The 3,294-nt window shown below is 33.6% G+C and carries 5 protein-coding genes and 1 pseudogene; 2 read left to right on the top strand and 4 right to left on the bottom strand.

Annotation, left to right across the window (positions count from 1 at the left end; all coding sequences use genetic code 11):
• Positions 1 to 207 precede the first annotated feature (207 nt).
• From BA053_RS08405 to BA053_RS05755, 3 genes are read right to left on the bottom strand one after another with little or no spacing between them, the layout of a single operon-like run.
• Positions 208 to 522: an FtsB family cell division protein gene (locus BA053_RS08405; RefSeq protein WP_010962526.1), complete on the bottom strand. Its 315-nt coding sequence runs from the start codon at positions 520 to 522 to the stop codon at positions 208 to 210.
• A 49-nt stretch (positions 523 to 571) separates the two neighbouring features.
• Positions 572 to 700 (bottom strand): type B 50S ribosomal protein L36, encoded by a 129-nt coding sequence (ykgO, locus tag BA053_RS06945; RefSeq protein WP_006279631.1) that lies wholly within the window; start codon positions 698 to 700, stop codon positions 572 to 574.
• Between the two features lie 49 nt (positions 701 to 749).
• Positions 750 to 1,580, bottom strand: coding sequence for a pyruvate, water dikinase regulatory protein (locus BA053_RS05755; RefSeq protein ID WP_065095172.1), 831 nt, complete (start codon positions 1,578 to 1,580; stop codon positions 750 to 752).
• A gap of 150 nt (positions 1,581 to 1,730) precedes the next feature.
• Here BA053_RS05755 and ccmC point away from each other — a divergent pair, with 150 nt between their 5' ends.
• Positions 1,731 to 2,441 (top strand): heme ABC transporter permease CcmC, encoded by a 711-nt coding sequence (gene ccmC, locus BA053_RS05750; protein WP_065095173.1) that lies wholly within the window; start codon positions 1,731 to 1,733, stop codon positions 2,439 to 2,441.
• Positions 2,442 to 2,559: 118 nt separating this feature from the next.
• Positions 2,560 to 2,850 carry a GNAT family N-acetyltransferase gene (locus BA053_RS05745; protein ID WP_245611617.1) on the top strand — a complete coding sequence of 97 codons (291 nt, stop codon included), beginning with the start codon at positions 2,560 to 2,562 and terminating at the stop codon, positions 2,848 to 2,850.
• A 51-nt stretch (positions 2,851 to 2,901) separates the two neighbouring features.
• Here BA053_RS05745 and BA053_RS05740 read toward each other — a convergent pair.
• A pseudogene (locus BA053_RS05740) lies at positions 2,902 to 3,219 on the bottom strand (hypothetical protein); the annotation flags it as partial.
• Positions 3,220 to 3,294: the final 75 nt, after the last annotated feature.

The raw sequence follows: 3,294 nt of genomic DNA, 5'->3' as shown, positions 1-3,294 counted from the left end.
TTTGGGTAATTTAATGGTAAAAATTTTAGAGAGAAATTTTATACACAATCTCTGACATTTTTCCTTAAGTTGACGCCATTGTCTGTTCAGCTAAGCGGTGTGAGAGACAATATAGCTAAACTGACTTAGATTTACCGACAATTTGAAAAACCGTCATCCCGCTACGTGTTAGCGCCGCGGCGGTATGACGTAGGGAGATCTCTACTGCTATTCCACGTCAAGAACAACCATAAGTTCATTAGGGTTCACATAACCTAAAGCATTTTTTGCTTGCTCATCAAGCAGATCTAAATCTAAGCTTTTTTCATATAAGCCAAATACTTTGTTGTCCAACTTTTCCTTTTCAGAAGAGACATCCTTTAGCAAAAGTTTATTGTACTCAATTTCTTTTTTTAAATCGATTAACGTCAATAAGCCACGTTTACCTGTAATTGTGCTAATGCTGAAATATAATGTAAGGGAAGAAATGAGTAAGGCTGCGCTTAAACACAGTAACTTTTGCTTCTTTTTAGATATAAGCACCGTACTTTCACATATAAAAAATATATAACATGAAAAGGTGAACAAAAAGCTAAGAACCTTGACGCGCTTTACACCTTGGCTTTACCTTATTTATAATGTAAATCTTACCACCCCTTTTCACAACTTTACAATTTTTATCTCTGTTACGATGAGATTTTAGCGACCCTTTGACTTTCATATCTATAGTAAGAATTAAATTACTTTACATTATAATCACTTATCAAGAGTTAGTCAATTGATAACATTTTATTAAAATACTGTATAATTGTTGCTGATACTTCTTCGATTGACTTTTGCGTGACATCAATAATTGGCCAGTTATTCTGCTTAAATAGTTCCTCTGCTTCTTTAATTTCCTTTTCTACTTTCTCAGGGTTAGCATATATATTGTTATCTTCGTTGTTAATTGAAGTAAGTCTATTTTTGCGTATTTCTATTAGCCTACTTACGTCTATTGTTACCCCTATCGTTAGTTTATTTTTTAATTTTGCCAAGTCAACATAAAAGGGTACTCCACTAACAAAAGGAATATTTGCAACTTTATAGCCTCGGTAAGCTAAATACGTACTGGTGGGAGATTTTGATGTACGTGAAACTCCAACCAAAATTATATCTGCTTTATCAATATCTTGAATATTTTGTCCATCATCATGATTAATAGTGTAGTTTATTGCCTCAATGCGCTGAAAATATTCGTTATTTATCTCAGTATGCAAGTCAAGCTTTTCGTCTTTTTCAATTTCAAGATAGGACGAAATTTCTCTAATAATATGTGATAATATTGCTCTATAGGGAATTTTCAACTTTATACAGTTATCTTTTAAATATTTTCTTAGCTCATCATCAGTAATAGTGCATATAACAAAATTATGCTCATCACTTTTCCTATTAATTTCCTCCAGAATTTTGTCAATCTGCTCCTCTTTTTTCACAAAAGACCAAACATATTCGATCGTTTCTATAGAACGAAAGTGTTTCAGAGCTGATTTTGCAACTGATATAACAGTTTCACCACTTGAATCTGATACTAAGTGTAGATTAAGCTTTTTAATGGTCATGTTTTATATAGTGTTATACTAAAAATAATGGCTAGCAATCTGCTACTGAAATTATGCTAATTTGTTGACCTACGTAAATATAGAAAAACTATCCTGTTGATAAAACTCAAACTAATTGGTAAATTCTTAACACAATTATTCTCAAAACGAATGTTTTTATTAAAGCCTACAAATTTCTCTTATTTTTCTAAGAAAGCTCTACCTTGGCTTGGGGTTATTTGTTTCGCATGTTTTTTAATTGGAATGTCTTTGGCGTTATTCTTCTCTCCAGAAGATTATAAACAAGGAGAAATTGTACGAATCATGTACATTCATGTGCCTTCTGCATGGCTTGCTCTTGGAATATATGGATTAATTGCATCACTCAGTTTCATTTCATTGGTATGGAACAATAGCATTGCTAGTGTCTTGGCACATGCTGCTGCTCCTGCAGGGACAGTCTTTTCGGCAATATGTTTAATCACAGGCAGCATCTGGGGAAAAGGAACCTGGGGCACTTGGTGGGTATGGGATGCAAGACTTACTTCAATGCTGATTTTACTTTTCCTATATGTTGGCTACCTTTCATTGTGGAGCGCTTTTGATAATGAAGCGAGGGCAGAAAAATCAGCAGCAGTATTTGCCATCTTTAGTGCTATAAATATTCCTATAGTAAAATTTTCCGTGAATTTATGGTCCACTCTCCATCAGCCAGCAAGCATTTTGAGAAAAGGTGGAATAGCAATAGAAAGTTCCCTGCTGTTGCCACTGGTTGCAATGTTTATGTTTTGTGCCACATTTTTTTTAGTAGTGTGGATACTGTATTCACTTTACTTAATTAATTTATATAAGATAAAGAGAGAAATCAGTATGCGGTATTAGGCCGAGAGATGAAAATAGAACACACCACATCACCAAGTAGCAAAGACATTGAATTCCTACTCAAAAAGATTAATGAAGAAACCGTTGATAAAGGACCCATTTGCTTTTTTTATTCGCGATGATACTGAACAAATTATTGCAGGTTGTAGCGGTTTTGTTATCTATGGTTCAATTTACACTGACTTGCTTTGCTGATTATAGAAGAAAAGGTATGGGAAAGCAGCTAATGGAAGAAGTTCATGATTATGGTCGTGAGATGCACTGTAAAATAGCAACCGTTGCAACCATGAATTTTCAAAAAGCGAAAGTATTTTATGAAAAGCTTGGGTATAAGTGTGATCTTGTACGTCCAGGGTATGTTAACATGTATATTTTTGAAGAAAGTGTTGTGAGATGCACTGTAAAATAGCAACCGTTGTAACCATGAACTCTAAAATATTTAAAGAGCCTACTAGTATCTTTAAGGTAGATGTTCATGTGATTCCACAGATAATTTCTGTTTTTTGATTCTATCTGTCCATTTATCATTTTCTATATCTTGTTTGTTGGTTGCTTTTTTTTCTTGTTCAACAATTGCCTTATCTATCTCCTTATGAATTGCATCAATTGCATTAATCGCACCTCCTTTTTTGTATACTTCGCTTTTCCCTTCAATAATTAACTTAATAAAAGTATTTACAACAGACTGCACTTGATTATGATTAACCTGACCTTTTATCAAAGAAGGTAAAGAGCCTAATTCCATCAATACTTCTGGTGCTGTTTTATCTTGAGAGGTTGTCCGGAAACAAGTAAATTCAAGCATATTCCCTCTTTAACATAACCCTACTCATAGCTAGGTATATGAAATTCT

This window comes from Wolbachia endosymbiont of Nomada ferruginata, assembly GCF_001675785.1.
Taxonomy (GTDB): domain Bacteria; phylum Pseudomonadota; class Alphaproteobacteria; order Rickettsiales; family Anaplasmataceae; genus Wolbachia; species Wolbachia pipientis.
The sequence above is the reverse complement of the archived record's forward strand: the minus strand, read 5'-3'. Positions and strand labels throughout refer to the sequence as shown.

Coding starts and splice junctions, on each gene's coding strand:
- ykgO (WP_006279631.1), bottom strand. CDS start 700: ATGAAAGTCAAAGGGTCGCTAAAATCTCATCGTAACAGAGATAAAAAT.
- ccmC (WP_065095173.1), top strand. CDS start 1,731: ATGTTTTTATTAAAGCCTACAAATTTCTCTTATTTTTCTAAGAAAGCT.
- BA053_RS05755 (WP_065095172.1), bottom strand. CDS start 1,580: ATGACCATTAAAAAGCTTAATCTACACTTAGTATCAGATTCAAGTGGT.
- BA053_RS05745 (WP_245611617.1), top strand. CDS start 2,560: ATGATACTGAACAAATTATTGCAGGTTGTAGCGGTTTTGTTATCTATG.